Annotated in this window: 19 protein-coding genes and 1 tRNA gene; 13 read left to right on the plus strand and 7 right to left on the minus strand. The window is 71.6% G+C overall.

What is annotated here, in order from left to right; translation table 11 throughout:
* Nucleotides 1-115: 115 nt before the first annotated feature.
* Nucleotides 116-1,858, plus strand: coding sequence for a sensor histidine kinase (locus ACQPYD_RS31890; protein WP_433699062.1), 1,743 nt, complete (start codon nucleotides 116-118; stop codon nucleotides 1,856-1,858).
* A 406-nt stretch (nucleotides 1,859-2,264) separates the two neighbouring features.
* Here the strand turns inward: ACQPYD_RS31890 and ACQPYD_RS31895 are convergent, their stop codons facing one another.
* The 3 genes from ACQPYD_RS31895 to ACQPYD_RS31905 form a co-directional block, all read right to left on the minus strand.
* Complete coding sequence (locus tag ACQPYD_RS31895) at nucleotides 2,265-2,936, minus strand: response regulator (RefSeq protein ID WP_433699063.1); 672 nt, start codon at nucleotides 2,934-2,936, stop codon at nucleotides 2,265-2,267.
* A gap of 252 nt (nucleotides 2,937-3,188) precedes the next feature.
* Entirely contained in the window at nucleotides 3,189-4,703 is a 1,515-nt protein-coding gene (locus ACQPYD_RS31900) for an amidase (RefSeq protein ID WP_433699064.1), read from the minus strand.
* Between the two features lie 30 nt (nucleotides 4,704-4,733).
* The gene (locus ACQPYD_RS31905) at nucleotides 4,734-5,759 is read right to left on the minus strand and encodes a D-2-hydroxyacid dehydrogenase (protein WP_433699065.1); all 1,026 of its coding nucleotides are present in this window, start codon (nucleotides 5,757-5,759) and stop codon (nucleotides 4,734-4,736) included.
* Between the two features lie 321 nt (nucleotides 5,760-6,080).
* Between ACQPYD_RS31905 and ACQPYD_RS31910 the strand changes: the two genes are divergently transcribed.
* The 4 genes from ACQPYD_RS31910 (at nucleotide 6,081) to ACQPYD_RS31925 (ending at nucleotide 8,999) form a co-directional block, all read left to right on the plus strand.
* Nucleotides 6,081-6,563: a DUF3830 family protein gene (locus ACQPYD_RS31910; protein ID WP_330161541.1), complete on the plus strand. Its 483-nt coding sequence runs from the start codon at nucleotides 6,081-6,083 to the stop codon at nucleotides 6,561-6,563.
* 89 nt (nucleotides 6,564-6,652) lie between these two features.
* A complete protein-coding gene (locus ACQPYD_RS31915) occupies nucleotides 6,653-7,453 on the plus strand; it encodes a maleate cis-trans isomerase family protein (protein WP_433699066.1) in 801 nt (266 codons plus the stop codon).
* A gap of 34 nt (nucleotides 7,454-7,487) precedes the next feature.
* Entirely contained in the window at nucleotides 7,488-8,240 is a 753-nt protein-coding gene (locus ACQPYD_RS31920; protein ID WP_267947249.1) for a maleate cis-trans isomerase family protein, read from the plus strand.
* A 60-nt stretch (nucleotides 8,241-8,300) separates the two neighbouring features.
* Nucleotides 8,301-8,999: a GntR family transcriptional regulator gene (locus ACQPYD_RS31925; RefSeq protein WP_433699067.1), complete on the plus strand. Its 699-nt coding sequence runs from the start codon at nucleotides 8,301-8,303 to the stop codon at nucleotides 8,997-8,999.
* Nucleotides 9,000-9,114: 115 nt separating this feature from the next.
* Here the strand turns inward: ACQPYD_RS31925 and ACQPYD_RS31930 are convergent, their stop codons facing one another.
* Nucleotides 9,115-10,578 (minus strand): NAD-dependent succinate-semialdehyde dehydrogenase, encoded by a 1,464-nt coding sequence (locus ACQPYD_RS31930; RefSeq protein WP_433699068.1) that lies wholly within the window; start codon nucleotides 10,576-10,578, stop codon nucleotides 9,115-9,117.
* Between the two features lie 161 nt (nucleotides 10,579-10,739).
* Between ACQPYD_RS31930 and ACQPYD_RS31935 the strand changes: the two genes are divergently transcribed.
* Nucleotides 10,740-11,996 carry an aspartate aminotransferase family protein gene (locus tag ACQPYD_RS31935; protein WP_433699069.1) on the plus strand — a complete coding sequence of 419 codons (1,257 nt, stop codon included), beginning with the start codon at nucleotides 10,740-10,742 and terminating at the stop codon, nucleotides 11,994-11,996.
* Nucleotides 11,997-12,060: 64 nt separating this feature from the next.
* Here ACQPYD_RS31935 and ACQPYD_RS31940 read toward each other — a convergent pair whose 3' ends face one another.
* The gene (locus tag ACQPYD_RS31940) at nucleotides 12,061-12,735 is read right to left on the minus strand and encodes a DUF6518 family protein (protein WP_433699070.1); all 675 of its coding nucleotides are present in this window, start codon (nucleotides 12,733-12,735) and stop codon (nucleotides 12,061-12,063) included.
* 239 nt (nucleotides 12,736-12,974) lie between these two features.
* Between ACQPYD_RS31940 and ACQPYD_RS31945 the strand changes: the two genes are divergently transcribed.
* From ACQPYD_RS31945 to ACQPYD_RS31955, 3 genes are all read left to right on the plus strand, one after another.
* Nucleotides 12,975-13,241 carry a hypothetical protein gene (locus tag ACQPYD_RS31945; RefSeq protein ID WP_433699071.1) on the plus strand — a complete coding sequence of 89 codons (267 nt, stop codon included), beginning with the start codon at nucleotides 12,975-12,977 and terminating at the stop codon, nucleotides 13,239-13,241.
* 81 nt (nucleotides 13,242-13,322) lie between these two features.
* Nucleotides 13,323-14,267: a glycoside hydrolase family 16 protein gene (locus ACQPYD_RS31950; protein ID WP_433699072.1), complete on the plus strand. Its 945-nt coding sequence runs from the start codon at nucleotides 13,323-13,325 to the stop codon at nucleotides 14,265-14,267.
* 204 nt (nucleotides 14,268-14,471) lie between these two features.
* Nucleotides 14,472-14,547 (plus strand) — tRNA-Arg (locus ACQPYD_RS31955).
* Between the two features lie 165 nt (nucleotides 14,548-14,712).
* Here the strand turns inward: ACQPYD_RS31955 and ACQPYD_RS31960 are convergent.
* Nucleotides 14,713-15,969, minus strand: coding sequence for a tyrosine-type recombinase/integrase (locus ACQPYD_RS31960; protein ID WP_433699073.1), 1,257 nt, complete (start codon nucleotides 15,967-15,969; stop codon nucleotides 14,713-14,715).
* Nucleotides 15,953-16,750 carry a helix-turn-helix domain-containing protein gene (locus ACQPYD_RS31965; RefSeq protein WP_433699074.1) on the minus strand — a complete coding sequence of 266 codons (798 nt, stop codon included), beginning with the start codon at nucleotides 16,748-16,750 and terminating at the stop codon, nucleotides 15,953-15,955. The genes ACQPYD_RS31960 and ACQPYD_RS31965 overlap by 17 nt, the downstream gene beginning before the upstream one ends.
* A 693-nt stretch (nucleotides 16,751-17,443) precedes the next feature.
* Between ACQPYD_RS31965 and ACQPYD_RS31970 the strand changes: the two genes are divergently transcribed.
* From ACQPYD_RS31970 to ACQPYD_RS31985, 4 genes are all read left to right on the plus strand, one after another.
* The gene (locus ACQPYD_RS31970; protein ID WP_433699075.1) at nucleotides 17,444-17,560 is read left to right on the plus strand and encodes a hypothetical protein; all 117 of its coding nucleotides are present in this window, start codon (nucleotides 17,444-17,446) and stop codon (nucleotides 17,558-17,560) included.
* A gap of 116 nt (nucleotides 17,561-17,676) precedes the next feature.
* Nucleotides 17,677-18,270 carry a hypothetical protein gene (locus tag ACQPYD_RS31975; RefSeq protein ID WP_433699076.1) on the plus strand — a complete coding sequence of 198 codons (594 nt, stop codon included), beginning with the start codon at nucleotides 17,677-17,679 and terminating at the stop codon, nucleotides 18,268-18,270.
* Nucleotides 18,271-18,351: 81 nt separating this feature from the next.
* Complete coding sequence (locus tag ACQPYD_RS31980; RefSeq protein ID WP_433699077.1) at nucleotides 18,352-19,293, plus strand: bifunctional DNA primase/polymerase; 942 nt, start codon at nucleotides 18,352-18,354, stop codon at nucleotides 19,291-19,293.
* Complete coding sequence (locus ACQPYD_RS31985) at nucleotides 19,290-20,387, plus strand: AAA family ATPase (protein ID WP_433699078.1); 1,098 nt, start codon at nucleotides 19,290-19,292, stop codon at nucleotides 20,385-20,387. The genes ACQPYD_RS31980 and ACQPYD_RS31985 overlap by 4 nt, the downstream gene beginning before the upstream one ends.
* The last annotated feature ends 107 nt before the right edge of the window (nucleotides 20,388-20,494 follow it).

Here is a 20,494-nt window from a genome sequence, read left to right on the forward strand (position 1 = left end):
AGCCAGATGTGGCAAAGCGGGGAAAAACCAACGACAATTCACACATAACGCCCGAGGAAAAGCGCGCATTGCCAACAGAGACCGTCCGACCGGCTCTGCGGAGGTTGACGAACACATGACCGAGAGCCCCCAGAGCCACCCCCTGTCCGCCCGGAGCCTGGACGACCTGCTGACCGAGGTGCACTCCCTGGACTCCCGGCTGTCCGCCCAGGGGCGGGTGCGCTCGCTGCTCCAGGCGGTCCTGTCCATCGGCGGCGACCTGGACCTGGCCACCGTCCTGCGCAGGCTCACCGAGGCCGCGGCGCAGCTCGCCGGGGCCCGGTACGCCGGCCTCGGCGTGGTCGACGAGGAGGGCGGGTTCAGCGAGTTCATCCCGGTCGGCCTCAGCAAGGAGCAGGCCGAGCGGATCAACCGGTTCCCGCACGGCCGAGGGGTCCTGGCCGCCCCTCTGCACCAGCGCGCCGCGCTGCGCCTCGCGGACCTGCGGGACCATCCCGAGTTCGGCGGCTTCCCCGAGGGGCACCCTCAGATGGCGAGCTTCCTCGGCGTGCCCATCCAGGTGCGGGACGAGGTGTTCGGCAACCTGTACCTCACCGAGAAGGCCAACGGCGGGGAGTTCGACGAGGAGGACGAGGCGATGGTCTCCGCCCTGGCCACGGCGGCCGGGGTCGCCATCGAGAACGCGCGCCTCTACGAGGAGGCGCGGCTGCGCGAGCGGTGGCTGGAGGCCTCCACGGAGATCACCACGCGCCTGCTCTCGGGGGCCGACACCGAGGAGGTCCTCGCCCACCTGGCCGCCCAGGCCCGGGAGATCGGCGGGGCGGACACGGCCGTGGTGATGCTGCCCGACCCGCGCGCCCGCGGCCACCTGTTCGCGGAGATCGCGGACGGCCCCATCGCGCAGGAGATCCTGGGGACGCCCGTCGAGATCCACGACTCCGCGTGCGGGGCGGTCTACGAGACGGGGGAGGCGAGGACCGTCCCGGACCTGCGCCACGCGAACTGCCCGATGCTCACCCACCGCGGCTACGGCCCGGGCCTGCTGGTTCCGCTGGGGACCCCCGGCCACACGCGCGGGGTGCTGCTGCTGGGCAAGCTGTCCGACCGGCCCCCGTTCACCGCGACCATACGCCGCATGCTGCACTCGTTCTCGGTCCAGGCCGGGGTCGCCCTCGAACTCGCCGAGGCGCGGAGGGACACCGAGCGCCTGGTGGTGCTGGAGGAGCGCGACCGGATCGCCAAGGACCTGCACGACGTGGTGATCCAGCGCCTGTTCGCGTCGGCGATGACGCTGATGAGCACGATGCGGCTGATCGCCTCCCCCGAGGTGGAGGAGCGGGTGCGGCGCACCGTCGACGAGCTCGACGGCACCATCCGGGAGATCCGTTCGACGATCTTCGCGCTGCAGAACCCGCCGAGCCGCCGCGACACCTCGTTGCGCGGGCGCATCCTGAGACTGGCGGAGAACACCGCCCACAGCCTGGGGTGCCACCCGGGGGTGAGCCTGGACGGGCCGATCGACGCGTCCGTGCCGGACGACGTGGGGGAGCACCTGCTGGCGGTGCTCGGCGAGGGGCTGACCAACGTGGCGAGGCACGCGGGAGCCACGGAGGTCCACGTCTCGGTGGCGGTCGAGGAGGACCCGGCCGCCGGCGGGGCCGCCGCGCTCACCCTGACGGTGACCGACAACGGCGTCGGCCTGCCCCCGGAGGGGCGGCGGAGCGGGCTGCGCAACCTGGACCAGAGGGCCCGGGCACTGGGCGGCGGGTTCACGGCCGAGCGCGGTGAGACCGGTGGGACCGTGCTGGTGTGGCGGGTGCCGGTCCCCGGCGGCGCACTGCCCCCGGAAGAGTTCTGACCCGTCCGGGGCCCGGGGGCGCCGCCCCGGCCCGGGGCGGCACGGACCACGCCCCGGGACCGTGGTCCGCGGGCCGTTCCGGGCCCGCGTCCGCAGGGCTGCCTCTCTCCGCGCCGACCCCGCCCGGACAGCCGGCCCCGGGCCGGCCTTCGCCGCCCGCCGCCCCACGGGAGAGGGCGCGGCGACCGCTCGCGGCGATCGGCGCGAGCGCCGAGCCCGCCGAAAGCACCCGCGGACCACGCCCCAGGGCGTGTTCCGTGGATGCTGCCCGTCGCGAGCGGCGCATCCGGTGCGTTCATCGCAAGGCCGAAGAAGGAGTCAGGGCGGGGTCCTGTCGACAGAGGAGAACGCCGCGAGGGGCGTGCCGGGGCGACGCGCAGCAGGGCGGGTGTCCGCGGAACACGCCCTAGTAGCGCCGGCCCCTCAGCTCGGCGACCAGGACGGCGGCCTGGGTGCGGCGCTTCAGGTCCAGCTTGGAGAGCAGGGCGGACACGTAGTTCTTGACGGTCTTCTCGGCGAGGTACAGGCGCTCGCCGATCTGCCGGTTGGTCATGCCCTCGCCGATGAGGTCGAGGATCTGCCGCTCCTGCGGGGTGAGCTCGGCCAGGGGGTCCGGCTCCGCCTGGGCCCCGCGCAGCCGTTCGAGCATCGCGCCGGTGCTGCCGGAGTCCAGCAGCGAGCCGCCCGAGGCGACGGTGCGCACGGCGCCGACCAGGTCCGCGCCGTGGATCTGCTTGAGGACGTATCCCGCCGCCCCGGCCATGACCGCGTCGTACAGGGCGTCCTCGTCCGCGAACGAGGTCAGCATCAGACAGGCGATCTCCGGGTGGTCCGACCGGATCTCGCGGCAGACCTGCACGCCCGATCCGCCGGGGAGCCGCACGTCGAGGACGGCGACGTCGGGGACGACGACCGGGATGCGTGCCAGCGCCTGCTCGGCGGTTCCGGCCTCGCCGACGACGGACATGTCCTCCTCGGTCTCCAGGAGGGCGGCGACGCCGCGGCGGACCACCTCGTGGTCGTCCACCAGGAACACCCTGATCCGCTTCCGAGCACCCTCGGCTCCACCGCCCGTCATCGACCCATCCCCATCCCTGCGCCACCGTTCGTCGGACACCGCTCCGAGGAAGACGGTAATACCTGAGGGGGCCCTCGCGCGGGCCCTTAGGCACTGAACTCCCCGGGCAAAGGTCCCGGAAAGGGATATTTCATCCCGCTCGTGGAACAAAGCACCTGTTCAAGACCGGTGCGCCCACGGCCGCGGAGATTCGGCGACATGGTGGCCGCCGCGTCCCCGCGGCCCGCTCCCGGGACCGTTCCGGGCGCGCTCTCACGGCCTCCGGCCGGCCCAGGGCCGGGCGAGCTCGAACGCGCGGCACGCCGCCAGCACGCGGGCGTCGGAGTGGCGGGGTCCGACCACCTGGAGCCCCACGGGCAGTCCCGACCCCGTGAACCCGCACGGCACGCTCGCGGCGGGCTGCTGCGTCATGTTGAACGGGTAGCTGAACCCCGCCCAGGACGTCCACCGCTCCCCCGCCAGGTGCGGCGGCGACTCCAGGCCCGCCTCGAACGCCGCGATCGGCGTGGCCGGCGTGAGCAGGAGGTCGTAGGAGGCGTGGAAGCGCCCCATCCGCGCGCCCATCTCCATGCGCAGCGCCATCGCGGTGAGGTAGTCCTGCGCCGAGTAGGTCAGGCCCTCCTCGACGATGCCGCGCAGCCCCGGGTCGAGGAGGTCGCGCTGCCGTTCGGTGAGCTTCTCCGTGGCCTTCGCGGCCCCCGAGTACCAGAGCACGTGGAACTCGTCCAGGGACCCGGGGAGGCCGGGGTCGGCCTCCTCCACCCGGGCGCCCAGCGACTCGAACACCGCGGCGGCGCCGGCGACCGCCCGCGCCACCTCGGGGTCCACGTCCAGTCCGTCCAGGGTCGGGCTGTACGCGATCCTCATGCCCCGCACCAGCTCCGCGGGGTCGGTGCTGCGGCGCACGTCGCCCAGGCCGGGCTCCGGGGTCGGCATCGCCATCCAGTCGCGCGCGTCGAAGCCGGACACGACCTCCAGCATCAGCGCCGTGTCGCCCACCGTGCGGGCCATCGGGCCCGTGTGGGCGAGCGACCCGAACGGGCTGGCCGGGTAGTGGGGGACCAGCCCCCAGGTGGGCTTGATGCCGCAGATCCCGCTGAAGCTCGCCGGGATGCGGATCGAGCCGCCCCCGTCCGTGCCGGTGGCCAGCGGCCCCATCCCCGCCGCGACGGCGGCGGCGGAACCGCCGCTGGAGCCGCCCGGGGTGGTGGACAGGTCCCACGGGTTGCGGGTGACCCCGGTGAGGGGGCTGTCGGTGACGCCCTTCCAGGCGAGTTCGGGGGTGGTCGTCTTGCCGACGAACACGGCCCCGTTGTCACGCAGGCGCGCGACCACCGGGGAGTCCTCCTCCCACGGCCCGTCCTGGGGGCTGGTGACCGAGCCCTTGAGCGTGGGCCAGCCCCGGGTGAGGTGGATGTCCTTGACCGACGTGGGCACGCCGTCCAGCGCCCCCTCCGGCCGTCCGCGGCGCCACCGCTCCGCGGACGCGGCGGCGGCCTCGCGCGCCTCCTCCGGCCTGACGAGGCAGAACGCGTTGAGGGCCGGGTTGTCCCGCTCGATGCGCTCCAGGACGGCGTCGACGGCCTCCACCGGGGAGAGCTCCCCGGAGGCGTAGGCCTCGAGGAGCTGTTCGGCGGACAGGTCGGCCGGGGACGGGGAGCCGCCGCGCGCGGCGGCCGGCCCGGGGGCGGGCGAGGCCCCTCCCCCCGGAGCCCCGGATTCCGCTCCAGCGTCGTCGGTCTCGGCCCGGTCGGAACGGATCGTCACTTCAGCCTCCCAAGTCACACCACATGCGGGTCAGCCGGGCACGTAGCCACGGCTCTTGTCGACGACGTTGAGCAGCTCTCGTCCGTCGAGGTAGCGGTCGAGGTTGTCGAGGAACAGGTCCATGAGGTCGTCGCGCCAGCCGACGACGTCGCCGGACATGTGCGGGGAGACGACCGAGCCGGGCAGTCCCCAGAGCGGGGAGACCGCCTTGAGCGGTTCGCGCCGGAACACGTCCAGCGCGGCTCCGGCGATGACCCCGGTGTCGAGGGCCGCGGCGAGGTCGGACTCCACCACGATGGGGCCGCGCGCCACGTTGACCAGTCGGGCCGAGGGCTTCATCAGCCCCAGGAAGCGCCGGTCGACCAGGCCCCGGGTGGCGTCGGTGAGCGGCGCCGCGATCACCACGTAGTCGGCGCGGGGCAGCTCGCCCAGCAGGGTGGGGCCGCCGTCCGCGCCGCTCTCGGCCAGGCTGGACTCGACGACGGCGCCGAAGTCGGGATCGCCCTCGCGGGCGCGGCTGCCGGAGGCGCGCACGTCCATGCCGACCGCCGAGAGCTTGCGGGCGATGTGGCGGCCGATCGGGCCGGTGCCGACCACGAGGGCGCGGCTGCCCGACACGCGCTCGGTCTCGCGGTGCTCCCAGCGGTGCTCGCGCTGGAGGTCCCAGGTCCGGTGGAAGTCCTTGGCGAAGGCGATCACCTGGCCGAGCACGTACTCGGCGATGTGCTCGTCGAAGATCCCGCGCGAGTTCGTGACCACGACGCCGCTGTCGACCAGGCCGGGGAACATCAGGTTGTCCACGCCGGTGGTCGCCGCGTGGACCCACTCCAGGGAGTCGGCCCCGGCCCAGGCGGAGGCGAGTGCCTCCGTGAACAGGTCCCACACGAGCAGCGCCCGCGCTCCGGGCAGCTTGGCCGGGAGCTCCTCGGCGGTGGCGTAGTCGACCCCCTCCAGGCGGGGGTCGCCGTCCACCCGCGCGTGTCCGGGCGGCAGGACGCCCCCGTGCAGGACGAGGAGCCTCGGTCGGTGGGGCGCGGAAGGGACGGAACTGTTCACGGGCGTGCGCTCTCCGGTCGGCGGCAATGGTTCAGAGAGGTCTTCTGCGGTGGGGAGGATCGCCCTGCACGGGAAACGCTAGGGAGCCGACATAGGATTGTCAACAATCCACAAAGCAGTCGTTCCCATCGGATACCGACCCCTCTCACATCACATCCCACCAGGCGTGCCCCATCCGCACCAGTCGGATCTATTGCCGCGCCGGTCTTGTTGATCGTAAGATTGTCGACAATCAACAGTCCTGTTGTCCGGAGCGTTCCAGCCGGTACCCGGCCGACGGCCCGGGCAGACGCCGAAGGGACTCACCCATTGCCCAGGTACATGACCGTCACCCTGCCCGCCCGCGGGGTCTCCTGCGTGGCCGAACTCCTCGACAAGGACGCGCCGCGCACCTGCGAGGCCGTGTGGAACGCCCTCCCCCAGGGAGACGCCGTCCAGCACGCCAAGTACGCGCGCAACGAGGTCTACACGATGGTGCCGAGGTTCGCCGAGGTCGAGCCCGGCCAGGAGAACCCCACCGTCACACCGATCCCCGGCGACATCGTCTACTTCTCCTTCGACGGCGGCATGCTCGACCGCGCGTTCAAGGAGGACAAGGGGATCGGCGACCTGCCCGGCGTCATCGACCTCGCACTGTTCTACGGCCGCAACAACCTCCTGCTCAACGGCGACGTCGGCTGGGTGCCCGGCAACGTGTTCGCCACCGTCGTCGAGAACCTGCCCGCCATGGCCGAGGCCTGCAACGACGTCTGGCGCTCCGGAAGCGTCGGCGAACGGCTCCTGTACGAACGACTGGAGCGCTGAGCGCTCCGCGGGGCCGCACGGCCCCCCGACCCGGCGCGACCCGCGCATCCGAGAAGACACGACAACACATCCCGGGAGGTGAGTGACCGATGCGTACCGAGGGGAACCACACGAGCGGCACCGGCGCCGAGCACGGCGTCGTCGAACTGGCCGCGACCACGCGGACGCCATGGCAGTCGGGGGTCGGCGTCATCGCGCCCTACGACTTCGCGCTCGACCGCGAACTGTGGCGCTGGACGCCGGACGACGTCTCACTGCACGTCACACGGCTGCCGTACGTCCACGTGCCCGTGACGGTCGACCAGGCCGCGGCCCTGTCCCGCGAGGAGAACGTCGACCCGGCCGTCAGGGCCCTGCTCGCCCCCGAACCGCTGGCCATCGGCTACGCCTGCGCCTCCGGGAGCTTCGTGCACGGGGCGGAGGGGCAGCGGCGCCTCCACCGGACCATGGTGGACGCCGGGGCGCCCGCCGCCGTCACCACCTCCGGGGCCCTCATCCAGGCCCTCGACGCGCTCGGGGCCGACCGGATCGCCGTCGTCACGCCCTACGTGGACAGCGTGACCGACCGGCTCCTGGCCTACCTCGCCGAGCACTCGGTCGGGGTGACCTCCAGCGTCGGCCTCGGCCTGCTCAGCCACATCTGGAAGGTCACCTACGAGGAGGTGTCCCGGGCGGTGCACGCGGTGGACCGCCCCGACGCCCAGGCGGTCTTCATCAGCTGCACCAACGTGCTCACCTACGACATCATCGCACCGCTCGAACGCGAGCTCGGCAAACCGGTGATCGCCGCCAACCAGGTGACCATGTGGGCGGTGATGAAGGCCGCGAACCGGCAGGCCGTGGCCCGGGGACAGAGCCTGATCGACGTGGCCGCGCCGAGCGCGGCATGACACGCCCGGGCCGACCGCACAGGAAGGAGAGCCCATGACACGCGTCGGATTCCTCTATCCCGGATTCAGCGCCGAGGACGACTACAAGGCCTTCGAGGAGCTGCTCGGAGGGGACGTCGAGCTGCCGCTGGTGCACACCCTCATGCGTGAGGACGCGCACCGCGTCGACGCCCTGCTCGACGTCGGCGGCGAGGACGTGCTCGCCGAGGGCGCCCGCGAACTGGCCGCGATGGAGGTGGACTCCGCGGTGTGGGCGTGCACGAGCGGGAGCTTCGTCTTCGGCTGGGAGGGCGCCGGGAAGCAGGTCGAGGGGGTGCGCCGGGCCGCCGGGGTGCCGTCCTCGAGCACGTCCTTCGCGTTCGTGCACGCCCTGAGCCAGCTGCGGATCTCCAGGGTGGCGATCGCCGCCACCTACCCCGACGACGTCGCCCAGCGGTTCGTGGAGTTCCTCACGGAGGCCGGGGTGACGGTGCTCTCCCTGGCCAGCCACGGCATCGCGACCGCCGCGGAGGTCGGCCGGCTGGGCCCGGACGACGCCGTGGACTTCGTCATCTCCAACGACCACACGCGTGCCGACGCCGTCCTGGTGCCGGACACCGCCCTGCACAGCGCCCACCTCATCGAGCCCATGGAGGCGCTGCTCGGCAAGACCGTGCTCACCGCCAACCAGGTGAGCGTGTGGGAGGGGCTCCGGCTCGCCGGGGCGGACACCGTGCGGCCGAGCGGGCCCGGAACCCTGTTCCGGGTGGGCGCCGGGGCGGTCAGGAGCGCCCTGCCGGCCCGTTAGCCTCGACCTCGTCGCCCGACAACATCCCCTGTGTCCCGTTTCTCGAGAGGAGGGCGGCCCATGCCCGCCCCTGGCCGACTCAGCCCCGTCCCACGTCGCTCCACCGCCGAACTGATCGCCGACCAGCTCCGGTCCGCGATCATGTACGGCTCCCTCGCCCCGGGGGACCAGCTCGGCGAGGCGGAGCTGGCCGGACAGCTGGGCGTGAGCCGCGGCCCCCTGCGCGAGGCGATGCAGCGGCTCGTCCAGGAGGGGCTGCTGCGCAGCGAACGGCACAGGGGCCTGTTCGTGCGGGAGCTCACCCAGGCCGACGTCCGGGACGTCTACGTGGCCAGGCTCGCGGTCGAGCGGACCGCGTGCGAGCTGATCATGCGGGGCAACCGGGGTGAGGCGGTCGCCCGCCTCACCCCGGCCGTGGAACGGCTCGCCCGGGCTGCCGCGGGGGGCGACCGGAACGCGATGAGCGACGCGGACCAGGCGTTCCACCAGACCCTCGTGAGCTGTGCGGGCAACAGCCGCCTGGAGCGCATGTCGCAGACCCTGCTGGTGGAGACCCGCATGTGCCTGACGGTGATGCAGCACGTCTACCCCGAGCCGGGCGAACTCCTGGAGGAGCACCACCGCATCCTCGACGCCATCGCCGACGGCGCCGAGGACCGGCTGCTCGCGCTGATCGAGTCGCACATGGTGGACACGGTCCAGCGCATCCACGACGGTTTCCCGTCGCCGCCGGAGGCCGCGCCGGGGGCCGGGGTCTAGGACGTGTTCCACGGGCCCTTCCGGGCTCGCGTCCGCCGTGCTGCCTCCCGCTGCGTCGAGCGGCCCACCGGCCGGAGCCCCGCGTCCCGCGCGCAGGACGCGGGACCCCGCCCGGTCAGAGGCCGCCGATGCCCACGTACTTGGTGTCCAGGAACTCGTCGATGCCCACGCGGCCGCCCTCGCGGCCCAGGCCGGAGTGCTTCACCCCGCCGAAGGGCGCGGCCGGGTTGGAGACCACTCCCTGGTTGAGGCCGACCATGCCGGTCTCCAACGCCTCGCTGACCCGCAGCGCCCGGTTGAGGTCCCGGGTGTAGAGGTAGCTGACCAGGCCGAACTCGGTGTCGTTGGCGGCCCGGACCACCTCCTCCTCGGTCTCGAAGGTGAGCACCGGGGCCACCGGACCGAAGATCTCCGTCGTGGACAGCTCGCTGGCGAAGGGGACGTTCGCGAGCACGGTCGGCCGGTAGAAGTGCCCGGGACCGTCGCCGGGGCCGCCGCCGACCAGCACGCTCGCACCGCGTCCGACCGCGTCGTCCACCAGGCGCTGCACCTTGTCGCGGGCCTTGTCGTCGATGAGCGGGCCCACGTCGACGCCCTCGTCCACCCCCCGCCCCATGCGCAGCGCGCCCATGCGGGCGCTGAGGCGCTCCGAGAACTCCTCGGCGATCCCCGACTGCGCGTAGACGCGGTTGGCGGCCGTGCACGCCTCGCCGATGTTGCGCATCTTGGCGAGCATCGCCCCATCGACGGCCGCGTCCAGGTCGGCGTCGTCGAAGACGAGGAAGGGCGCGTTGCCGCCCAGCTCCATGGACGTGCGCAGGACCTGCCCGGCGCTCTGCTCCAGGAGCTTCCTGCCCACGGCGGTCGAACCCGTGAAGGAGAGCTTGCGGATGCGGCCGTCGCCCAGCAGGGGCTCGGTGACCGCTCCGGGGTCCGTGGTGGGGAGGACGCTGAGAACCCCCTCCGGCAGCCCGGCCTCGGTCAGGACGCCCGCGAGGGCGAGGGCCGACAGGGGGGTCTGGTGGGCGGGCTTGAGGACCATCGTGCACCCGGCCGCGATGGCGGGCCCGATCTTGCGCGTGCCCATCGCCATGGGGAAGTTCCACGGGGTGATGAGCATGCAGGGCCCGACGGGCTGCCGCATGATGAGGAAGCGCGCCTTGCCGTCGGGTGACGTGGAGAACCCGCCCTCGATGCGGACGGCCTCCTCCGCGAACCAGCGGAAGAACTCCGCCGCGTAGGCGATCTCCCCCTTGGCCTCGGCCAGCGGCTTGCCCATCTCCAGGGTCATCAGGACGGCGAGGTCCTCCTGGCGCTCCATGAGGAGCCCGTACGCCCGGTACAGGATCTCGCTGCGCTCCCTGGGCGCCGTCCGCGCCCAGGAGGGCTGGGCCCGGTGCGCCGCGTCGAGCGCGGCGAGGGCGTCCTCCTTCCCGGCGTCCGCGACCTCGCAGAGCACCTCGCGGGTCGAGGGGTCCTCCACCTCGAAGGTGGCCCCGGAGTCCGCGTCGCGCCACGCCCCTCCGACGAAGAGCCTCTTGTCCACCTGCGCGACGACCCGTGCTTCCTGGTCCGACATGTTCACTACTCCCCGGTCGACGGGCCCACCCGTTTCGGTCGGCCTGTGGTCAGAACTGCCCGACGTGCGCCCACTGGACACCGCCACTGCACGGATGTTTCCATAGCAGTGTCGATTGTCAACAATCCTACGGAACCCGAACCACGGAATCGAGGCCACGCATGGCGGAGCTCTCCCCGGTCCTCAAGCAGGCGACACCCGTAGTCGCGGCGCGAGGAGAGGGTGTCTACATCTACGACGAGGACGACCGCCGCTATCTCGACTTCACCGCGGGCATCGGTGTGACCAGCACCGGGCACTGCCACCCCCGGGTCGTCGCCGCCGCGCAGGAGCAGGTGGCGACCCTCATCCACGGCCAGTACACCACCGTGATGCACCGCCCCCTGCTGCGACTCACCGAGCGCCTCGGCGAGGTCCTGCCCGAGGGCGTCGACCGCCTGTTCTACGTGAACTCCGGGAGCGAGGCCGTCGAGGCCGCGCTCCGGCTGGCCCGCCAGGCGACCGGCCGGCAGAACGCCGTCGTCTTCCAGGGCTCGTTCCACGGCCGCACCATGGGGGCCGCCTCCCTGACCACGTCCGGGGTCAAGATCCGCGCCGGCATCGGCCCGCTGGTGCCCGGCGTGGTCGTGTCCCCCTTCCCGTACGCCTACCGGCAGGGCCTGTCCGAGTCCGACGCGGTCGCCCACGCCCTGCGCGAGCTGGACTACCTGTTCACGACGGTGACCTCCCCGCAGGACACGGCGGCGGTGTTCATCGAGCCCGTGCTCGGCGAGGGCGGCTACGTGCCCGTACCGGACGCGTTCCTGCAGGGGCTGCGTGAGCGCGCCGACAAGCACGGGTTCCTGCTGGTCGCCGACGAGGTGCAGACCGGGTTCGGCCGGACCGGGACGTTCTGGGGCCACGAGCCCTCGGGCATCCGCCCCGACATCGTCATCACCGCCAAGGGGCTGGCCAGCGGGTTCCCGCTGTCGGCCATCGCGGCGCCCGCCCAGATCATGGAGAAGGCGTGGCCCGGCTCCCAGGGCGGCACCTACGGGGGCAACGCGGTGTCCTGCGCGGCCGCCCTCGCCACCCTGGACGTGATCCAGGAGGAGGGCCTGGTGGAGAACTCCGCCCGCATGGGCGAGAGGCTGCGCCAGGGCCTGGAGAAGGTGGCCGGGGCCCACGCGGTGATCGGCGACGTGCGCGGCCGGGGGCTGATGCTCGCCAACGAGTTCACCGCCCCGGACGGCTCGCCCGACGCCGCGACGGCGCTGCGCGCCCAGCAGGCGGCCTCGCGGAACGGGCTCCTGCTGCTCACCTGCGGCCCTGCGGGCAACGTCGTGCGGATGATCCCGCCGCTGATCGTCGACGGCGACCAGGTCGACACGGCCGTCTCCCTGTGGGCGGCCTCCGTCGAGGAGGCCGTCTCCTCCTGACCTGCCGCCCCGGGGCCGGGCGGTACGCCGCCCGGCCCCGGGGCGTCGACGCGGCCCGGCCCCCTCACACCGGGGCGGCCGCCGCGCCCGCCAGCAGGTGGAGGCCCGCGCCCAGCGGGACGAGCGCGGCGAGCACCGCCAGCGACCGCAGCCGGTCCGCCCCGCCGCCCGGCAGGAGGAGGGGCGCCGCCAACCCGAGCAGCACCTGTGCCCAGGCCGTGCCGGGCGCGGACGGGAGGTCCGCCCGGTGGAGGAGCTCGAAGGCGCCCGCGGCCCCCAGCGCGGCGCCGAGCAGGGCTCCCGCGCCCGCCCGCCACCAGCCCGAGCTGCCGCACCACCAGGCCCCGGCGACGCCGAGGAGGGGTCCGTGGACCAGCCCGACCGCTCCCCACACCAGGGGCGCGTGGAGGATCTGGCCGCCGAACAGCAGGATCGCGGCGCCGACGTGGCAGCCGGCCACCGCGCCCGCCTGGGTGAGACCGCCCGCGAGGGCGCACGTCCACCAGCGGTGCCCGCAGCCGACCGCGCCCACCGCGAAGGCGGCCGCCGCCCACACGGCGCACACCGTCCCGGGGTTCGCGATCCACCCCGGCGCACCGGGCAGCAGGAGCCGGGCGGACATGGTGGCCACACCGAGGATCAGCCCGCCCGTCAGGGAGAGGACGAGAAGCGCCCACACGGGCACGGGCCGGGCGACCGGCACGTGGATTCTCGACCCGGCGAACACTTCCATGTACATATGCGTACTATCGGGACGCGGCACGCTCCCGGTTCCGGGCCGGGGCCCCGAACGCGCGGGCCGCCGAGGAGGTCCGGGACGACCCGGCCGACCGTCCTATGACATCAGCCACACGGCAACGTCATCACCAGTGACGACACTGCAACCCTCCGAAAGGGCCGCCGTACCGGGTTGACGCGGCGGATTCACGATCGACAGATTGGGCCCGTCTCCACAGCCCCTCCGGTGAGGCCTCCCCCATGATCGACCGACGACCGCTCCCCGGCGGGAGCTCCCCCGTCGCCGTCGGCGGCACCCCGCCCGCCACGGTCGGCCGTTCCCGCGACGGCGGCGGCGACCGGGCCGGCGCCCACGGCGTCGCGCACCCGGTCGCCGCGTCCGCGGCGTTCCACCGGCGCGAGACCGCCGACCGCTGCGCGGCGGTCCTCCACGGGAACACCGAGGACGGCAGGGCCCACGGCTTCGCCTCCTGCGTCCGGGACCACCCCCGGTGTCCCCCGACGTGACGCCGGCCCCGCTCTGACCGCCCGTCCCGTCCCGGGCCGCCCCCGGCCCGGTCCCTCCACACGAATCCGAGGAGTCCCCCCGTGCCCGTCCCCCTCCGCTTCGGCGGCATCGCCCTGGCCTGCGCCGTCACACTCCCCCTCACGGCCTGCGCGACGGGCTCCCCCGTCCAGGTGGAGACCGTCTCCGAGCGGACGTCCACGGCGTCCGCCCCGTGCGGCCTGTTCTTCGACGACTTCGACTACGGCGACCACACCGACCCGGCCCTGCGCGCACAGGGCTGGAACGTGCGCAGCTGGGACGGCGGCCCCGGCGTGCCCGGCGCCTCCTGGGACGCCGACAACGTCTCCTTCGCCCAGGAGGGCGGCAACTCCGTCCTGCGCCTGACCTCGACCACGGACGGCACCCCCGCGGGCACGAGCCAGGCCGAGCTGGCCTTCGGCGAGGAGAAGTTCCACGAGGGCACCTACGCCGCCATGGTCAGGTTCGCCGACGCCCCGGTCTCCGGCCAGGACGGCGACACCGTGCTCCAGACCTTCTACACGATCACCCCGCTGGCCTACGACAACGACCCGGACTACAGCGAGCTCGACTTCGAGTACCTGCCCAACTCGGGATGGGGCGCCCCCGCGGAGGCCATGTACCTGACCTCGTACCACACCTACCAGCGCGATCCCTGGGTGGCGGACAACGTCAGCGACGTGGTGAACCGCTCCTTCGAGGGCTGGCGCGACCTGGTGATCCAGGTGGAGGGCGGCGTGGTCCGCTACTACGTGGACACGCACCTGGTGGCCGAGCACAGCGGCAAGTACTACCCGTCGTCGCCGATGTCGATCAACTTCAACCAGTGGTTCATCGACATGACCGGCCACGTCGGCGGCCCGAGCACCTACGTGCAGGACGTCGACTGGGTGTACCACCAGCAGGGCGAGTCCGTGGCCCCCGAGGAGGTCAACCGGCGCGTGGGCGAACAGCGCGACGCCGGCGTCTCCCGCGTCGACGGGGTGGTCCTCGGCGGAGGGTGCTGACCACCGCGCCCGACCCTTCCGTTCCGGCGGCCCCGACGCGCCTCGCGCCGGGGCCGCCGGCCCCTCGCGGGGCGACCGGGGACACGGACCGGCATGACGGGTCGCACACGCACACAACGGTTCGAGGCCCTCCGGCACCGTGATAGAGTCGGAGACGTCGCCAGGGAGGCCAGGCCAACCGGGCGACACACAACTGAACAACCTGCACTCGTAGCTCAATGGATAGAGCATCTGACTACGGATCAGAAGGTTGGGGGTTCGAGTCCTCCCGAGTGCACCACCTTGAGACAGTGGAGAAAGTGCCCTTGACCTGCGAAAGCGGTCGGGGGCACTTTCTTGTGTCCTGCCCCTGTGGGTCAGTGTAGCGCCTCAGGTGTAGCAACGGGTGTAGCAACCGTGATGGTTCGTGGATGCTCGTCGTGGTCAACACCGATGGGGGCGGGCATCACACTCCCGGCAGGTTCAGCCGCTTGAGCGCGCCGTCCATGACGGTCGCCGTGCGCGCCTGGGTCTTCTTCGTGAAGTGCGTGTAGACCTCCGACGTCGTCTGGAGACGGCTGTGGCGGAGCGCGTGCTGGATGTCCTTCAGCTCCATCCCCTCCTCGTACAGCCACGTCGCCGCCGTGTGCCGCAGGTCGTGGATCCGGGCGTCCTTCACCCCGGCGCGCTCGCACAGCGCCGTCCACGCGCGGTTCAGGTTGCGCGGCTCGATCGGCGTACCGATGCCCGTGGTGAACACCAGGTCCGGATCCACCCACACCTCGGCGTCGCCCCGCTCGATCTCCTGCGCGGCCCGGTGGTCCTTGAGCGCCTGGACCACGACGGGCGGGATCGGGATCGTCGCCTCGGACTTCTCCGTTTTGCCCTTGACCACCTCCAGCCGACCGCGCCGGCGCCCGTCCGCCCCCGGCGCGGCGTCGCGCACCCGCTGGAGGGACTGCCCGACTTCCGCCAGGCCCTGGTCGAGGTCGAGCAGCGACCACCGCAGCGCGAGCGCCTCCCCCCGCCGCAGGCCCAGCCCGAGGATCGTGGTCCACACCGTGGCGTAGCGGTCCTCGGTCGCCGCGGCGAACACCGCGTTGACCTCTTCCTCGGTGAGCGCCCGCCCGCGGCTGGACTTGCCCGACGGGGGGTCGACGAGCAGCACCGCGTTGCGGGTGACGATCTCCTCGCGCATCGCGTCGTTCAGCGCGATCCGCAGCACGGTGTGCGCGTAGGCCTGAGCCCGGCCGGACAGCAGCGCCACCGGTGGGAAGGGGTCGGCCTTCGTCGGCTTCTTCTGGCGCCCGGACGGCTTGGCCGCCAGCTCCTCCAGCCACGTGCGCAGGTGCGCCGGCGCGAGCTTGCCGATCTCGTGGTGGCCGATGTGCGGAACGATGTGCAGCCGCACGTTGTCCGCATACGAGTTCATCGTGTTCTGGCTGATCTTCTCCGCCTTCACCCGGGTGGGCAGGATCCTGCCCACCCATTCCTCGGTGAGCCACTTCGCCAGCGTCACCCCCTTGCCGGTGGTGATCGGAAGGCCGGCGTCGATCTTCGCCTGAAGCTCCTTGAGTTTCGCGCGCGCCTTCGCCTGGGTCTTGCCGTAGACCGGCTTCCGCTTCCCGTCGGGCAGGGTCACGGAACCGACCCACATGTCGTCGGAGGACCGCTGGTACAGCGAACCCTCACCGTTAGCACGAGCCTTACGCTTCGGGGGCATCCTCATCCTCTTTCAGCTTCAGATCGAAATTGGGGTGATCCATGGCCCACAGTGCCAGCGACTCCTCCGCCGCTGTTCTGGAGTCGAAGGGGGAACCGACCAGGGCCCACGCCCCGTTTCCTGGAACTACCTCGAAACCCCACCCATTCGGGGTCTCGTACACCCGCGCGGTGAGGCTCGCGTGCGCTTCCTCGGACTCCGCGAAGGCGTCCGGCTCGCCGTCCTTCGGTAGCTCCTTGCTGTAGAGCACCCACCGCGCCTGGTAGGCAAGCTTCCTCCTGGTCAGGCCACGAACCAGGTGATGAACATGTTGCGGCAGCTCGGTCTGTAGGGCGTCATCGAGTGACTTCTCCATGGACCGCAGGTCGTAACTGCCGGTCAGTCGGACCGATTCCTGGATGCCCGCCACCAGCTTTTCAAGCCTCTTGAGTTCCTCGTCCTGGCGCCGCCCCCAGAAGGACGACAGCAGCGCTTCCGCTGCTTCCCCGACCTCACTCTCAGCTATGAGGCGTTCCGCCTTGCTGGTCGGCGCCTCAAGGGGGATATCGCGGACGTCACCCTTCATGTACCCGGCAAGGACCAGGAGCAGCTTCAGTTCGACTCCGAACAGCTCACTGATCTTCACGAGGTGCTCGACGCTCGGCTTCGATCCCGTCTTCCAGCGGCTCACGGTTGGCTGGGGCACACCGAGAGCCCGCGCGAGTGCGGAGTTGGTGGTGTACCCCAATGCTCTGCCGGTGTTGAAAAGCCAGTCAGCAAAGGTGGGAGCGGGCTCTGACACGACGGTCCTTAGTGGTCTATGGCGAACTTTCACGAACGAACGGACATTAGCATGTCGATGCGCCGACGCATGGATGGGTGGCCTAGTTTGGCCACGGATCGACCCAGCTTGACCCCCATCTGCCCCCGTCTGGCCGGTTCTGAACCAGGTTGACCCCGTCTCGCCCCTCCTCGCACCTCCGTGCCTCTATCGCGCCACCGGCACCCCCCTTCGAACACACGGTGGGAAAAATCTTTCTGACCACGCGAAACTTGCCACATGTGGCAAACCCGCAGGTGGGACCAGGAGAAGGCCTGTACGCCGGTGTAAAACTTACGCCGCTTACACACGCGGCCGTACTGGTACGCCGTCGCATGCGACCGTCAGCTGCGGTATCGTCTGATTCGTCACCCCATGGTGAAGCAGTTCAGCTTTGGGGCACGAGAAAAGCCCGCCGACGTTAGCGCGTCGACGGGCTTGAGCCCCCGGTGTTAGCGCACCGGAGGAGTGCCCCCTGGTGTTAGCGCACCGGGAGCTGAGCATCCGTCACGACCGCAGCGCTCAAGAAGCGGACAAGGAAGGGATGCTGTCATGCACAGTACTCCGGAATCCGCCCCTGGTCACATCGAGGGGACCCCGGACTCCCGCTCCGGCAGCAAGATTTTGCTGACCGTTGAGGAAGGGTGCGGCAGACTTTCAGTCTCCCGCACAACCATGTTTGCCCTGATCAAGTCGGGTGACATCCGATCCGTGAAGATCGGGAAGGCCCGGCGCATCGTCGCCGAGAGCCTGCACGAGTTCGTCAACGCGAAGCTCGCGAACGCCTCCTGAGGTTGCCCACAGCGGCCCCGTCGGCCTTGAGCCGCCGACCCCTTCACCGTTCCCCGCCTCGCCGACCGCGCACCGCGCCGTCGAGCTGTGAGGCATACCCAGCTCAGGAGGACCTCGTGTCCCACACCACGCTCACCAGCGCCGATCAGGCAACCGCGCTCACCTGGACAACCATCACCGCCACCAACGGCGAGACGGTCACTTCTGCCCACCTCGGATGGGTCGACCTCGGCGGACAGGAATGGTCCATCCACGCCTCCCCCAACGCGGACCGGTTCCACAAGTACGCGACGAACCGCGAACTGGCCGCGATGCCCGACACTCTCCGGGCCCCCGGCGTCAACATCGTCACCTACCCCGTCCGCAACGAGGCGGAGCACGTCTCCCGCCTCCTGTTCCACGCCCCCGCGTTCCTCGCCGAACGATTCCCGAACCTGGCCGGCACCCCGGAGTGGAAGCCCCGCCTCCTAGAGAGCGGCCACACCATCCGCGAGGCCACCATCGCGACGATCGAGGACCACCTCGGCCCGTTCCCGGTGATCGCCCGCGTCGACCAGGCGCTCATCGACCTCAACGACGGCGACCTCAACAGCATGACCGCGCTCCTGGGTGACGGGACCGATCGCCGCATGGTCGTGCCCATCCTGTCCACGGACGTCACGACCACCGACGTGCTCAAGCAGCTCGCCGACAGTCGATCCCGGCACTGACCCCCGAAGGCGGGGCCTCCGCCCTGGAGGCCCCGCCCCGGACCGGACCAATACCGCACACGGACTTCGGGGGAAGACCGCATGACCCAGCCAGACATCACCGTTCGAGCCGTCGTCACCACCGACGGCCCCCACCTTCCCGACCCCACCACCCGCCAGGACTACGCGCGGATCTACGTGGACAACGGGTGGAAGGTGTTCGTCCTCAGCCCCAGCAAGGTGCCCGTCGCGAACTGCGAGGAGTGCGCCCAGCCCGGATACCACGACACCGTCGAGGAGAAGGAGGCGTGCACCTGCCTGACGTGCCACGCCCTCTACGCCGCGACCGACGACCTCGACCGCATCGACGCCATGCTCGCCCGCCACCCCGACGGGCTCCTCGCCATCCGCACCGGGGCCGTGTCCAACCTCGTCGTCATCGACGTGGACCCGCCCGAAGGCCTGGCGACCCTCGCGAACATGAAGCGCGCCGGGGTCATCCGCGAGACCGCCGCCGTGCGCACCGGCTCCGGCGGATGGCACCTCTTCTACCAGCACCCCGGCGGCAAGGTCCTCTCCGGCGCCGGAAAGGCCGGGCCCAAGGTCGACGTGAAAGCCGACGGCGGGTACGTCGTCGCCCCACCGTCCATCCACCCGCGCACCGGCCAGCCCTACACCTGGTACTGGGACTTCCCGACCGCCCCCCGGGACGTGCTCCACCCGCGGTTGCGCGCACACATTCAGCCGCCCGAGCCCGAGCGTCGCCCCATCGTCCCGCGCGACTACAGCACCATCACGCAGAACCGGCTGCGCGGCATCGTGCGGACCCTCCTCAACGCCGACAACGGCCACCGCAACGACACCCTGCACTGGGCAGCCGCCCAGGCCGGGGAACTCGTCGCGTCCGGCGAGATCACCGAGCAGGCCGCCTACGAGGTGCTCGCCGAAGCCGCCGAACGCATCGGTCTGCCCCCGAGCGAGTACGGGTCCGCACCGCACCGCGGCACCATCGGCTCCGGAATGCGCAAGGGGATGCGCAAGTGACCACGACCAGCCCCGAGGACGAGATCCTCCGCGAGGGGTTCGCGCGCGCCGGGTTCGAGCCGCCGCCCCCCGCGGAGGAACCGCCCTCCGCCGAGGACGAGCAGCTCGAAGACGACCCGTTCGCGCGGTTCATCTCCGGCGGATCGTTCATCCTCGACGTCCCCGAGAAGACCCCCGCCATCTGGGGCAGGGACGGCGACGTTTTGTGGGCCGAAGGCGAAGCGCTCATGATCTTCGGCCCCAACGGCGTCGGCAAGACCACGCTCGCCGGCCAGGTCCTCGCCGGGCGGCTGGGGCTCATACCCACCGTCCTCGGCTACCCGGTGATGCCCGGCAAGGGGAAGGTCCTGTACCTCGCCATGGACCGGCCCCAGCAGGCCGCCCGCGCGCTCCGACGCCTGTTCACACCCGAATCCCGCCAGGTCCTCGACGAGCGCCTGGTCGTGTGGAAGGGGCCGCCGCCCAAGGACTTCGCCCAGAACACGGCGATGATGGCGCAGATGTGCGCGCACGTCGGCGCGGACACCGTGGTCGTGGACTCCCTCAAGGACGCCGCGCTCAAGCTCTCCGAGGACGAGACCGGCGCCGGTTACAACCGGGCCCGGCAGCGGGCCATCACCGAGGGCGTCCAGGTGCTGGAGCTCCATCACCCGCGCAAGTCCGGGGCGGACGGGCCAGGCGCCCAGACCCTGGACGCCGTGTACGGGTCCGCGTGGCTCACCGCGGGGGCGGGTTCGGTCATCGGGCTGGCCGGGTCGGCTGGCGACCCGATCGTGAAGTTCACCCACCTCAAGCAGCCGTCCGAGGAAGTCGGCCCGTTCCAGATCCTCCACGACCACGAGGCGGGCACCAGCTCCCTGTACGACGCGACGGACCTGCTCACCCTCGTGAGGACCATGAACGGGCTCACGGCCAAGCAGGCAGCGTCCGAGGTCCACAACAGCGAGAAGACCACGGCGGCGCAGCTGGAGAAGGTGCGACGGCGGCTGGAGAAGCTCGCCAAGGACGGGCTGCTGGTGCGCATCCCGAACCCGGACAACCCCAAGTTGCCTGTCGAGTACCGGGCTGCCGCACGCCCCGGGGACGTCTCGTGAATGCCTACACGCTCCCTACACGGTTTTCGCGTTTGCGCAGTTCACAGCTTCACGCACTCCGTGAAGGGATTTCCGTACACGCATCCCTCACGCCCTACACGCACGAC

The organism is Nocardiopsis sp. CA-288880 (assembly GCF_050955985.1).
GTDB lineage: Bacteria > Actinomycetota > Actinomycetes > Streptosporangiales > Streptosporangiaceae > Nocardiopsis > Nocardiopsis tropica.

What these genes read in the sequence shown, in the direction of transcription:
- ACQPYD_RS31890 (WP_433699062.1), top strand. Translation starts at nt 116, where the DNA reads ATGACCGAGAGCCCCCAGAGCCACCCCCTGTCCGCCCGGAGCCTGGAC.
- ACQPYD_RS31895 (WP_433699063.1), bottom strand. Translation starts at nt 2,936, where the DNA reads ATGACGGGCGGTGGAGCCGAGGGTGCTCGGAAGCGGATCAGGGTGTTC.
- ACQPYD_RS31910 (WP_330161541.1), top strand. Translation starts at nt 6,081, where the DNA reads ATGACCGTCACCCTGCCCGCCCGCGGGGTCTCCTGCGTGGCCGAACTC.
- ACQPYD_RS31915 (WP_433699066.1), top strand. Translation starts at nt 6,653, where the DNA reads ATGCGTACCGAGGGGAACCACACGAGCGGCACCGGCGCCGAGCACGGC.
- ACQPYD_RS31920 (WP_267947249.1), top strand. Translation starts at nt 7,488, where the DNA reads ATGACACGCGTCGGATTCCTCTATCCCGGATTCAGCGCCGAGGACGAC.
- ACQPYD_RS31925 (WP_433699067.1), top strand. Translation starts at nt 8,301, where the DNA reads ATGCCCGCCCCTGGCCGACTCAGCCCCGTCCCACGTCGCTCCACCGCC.
- ACQPYD_RS31930 (WP_433699068.1), bottom strand. Translation starts at nt 10,578, where the DNA reads ATGTCGGACCAGGAAGCACGGGTCGTCGCGCAGGTGGACAAGAGGCTC.
- ACQPYD_RS31935 (WP_433699069.1), top strand. Translation starts at nt 10,740, where the DNA reads ATGGCGGAGCTCTCCCCGGTCCTCAAGCAGGCGACACCCGTAGTCGCG.
- ACQPYD_RS31940 (WP_433699070.1), bottom strand. Translation starts at nt 12,735, where the DNA reads ATGTACATGGAAGTGTTCGCCGGGTCGAGAATCCACGTGCCGGTCGCC.
- ACQPYD_RS31945 (WP_433699071.1), top strand. Translation starts at nt 12,975, where the DNA reads ATGATCGACCGACGACCGCTCCCCGGCGGGAGCTCCCCCGTCGCCGTC.
- ACQPYD_RS31960 (WP_433699073.1), bottom strand. Translation starts at nt 15,969, where the DNA reads ATGCCCCCGAAGCGTAAGGCTCGTGCTAACGGTGAGGGTTCGCTGTAC.
- ACQPYD_RS31970 (WP_433699075.1), top strand. Translation starts at nt 17,444, where the DNA reads ATGTTTGCCCTGATCAAGTCGGGTGACATCCGATCCGTGAAGATCGGG.
- ACQPYD_RS31980 (WP_433699077.1), top strand. Translation starts at nt 18,352, where the DNA reads ATGACCCAGCCAGACATCACCGTTCGAGCCGTCGTCACCACCGACGGC.